Source organism: Colwellia sp. BRX10-4 (assembly GCF_014077465.1).
Taxonomy (GTDB): Bacteria; Pseudomonadota; Gammaproteobacteria; order Enterobacterales; family Alteromonadaceae; genus Colwellia_A.
The window spans coordinates 1-404 of sequence record NZ_JACGVZ010000110.1; the positions used below are offsets into that span (position 1 = coordinate 1).

Below are 404 nucleotides of genomic sequence, written 5' to 3' on the forward strand. Positions count from 1 at the left end.
ATTTGCGTTGGCTCGCTGAATTAGTGCTACCTCATCCTTGTCAGCAAATTGTTTTGCAAGAAGCCGTTTCAACCATTACCGAAAGGTTAAAACGTTTAAAAAGGCTGGATAATGAATTAACCCATCAAGTGAAGCGTTGGCAATTTTATCCGGTATTTAAAGCGATAAAGGCGCTCCGTGGTGTGAGGTTATTAGTCGCTACAGGCGTGATTGTCGAACTAGGTGACTTATCGCGATTCGACCACCCTAGAAAATTAATGAGTTACCTAGGTCTTGTAACTAGTGAACATTCAAGCGGCGATAAACGCCATTTAGGGGCTATTACTAAGTGTGGTAATAGCCGTGCAAGACTACTGGTCGAAGGTGCACACTCGTATAAACACAACACCAACATTTGAAAAGAA

Annotated in this window: 1 pseudogene; it reads left to right on the top strand. The window is 42.3% G+C overall.

From position 1 onward, the window contains the following. A pseudogene (locus H4J67_RS20055) lies at positions 1-395 on the top strand (transposase); the annotation flags it as partial. Positions 396-404 lie beyond the last annotated feature (9 nt).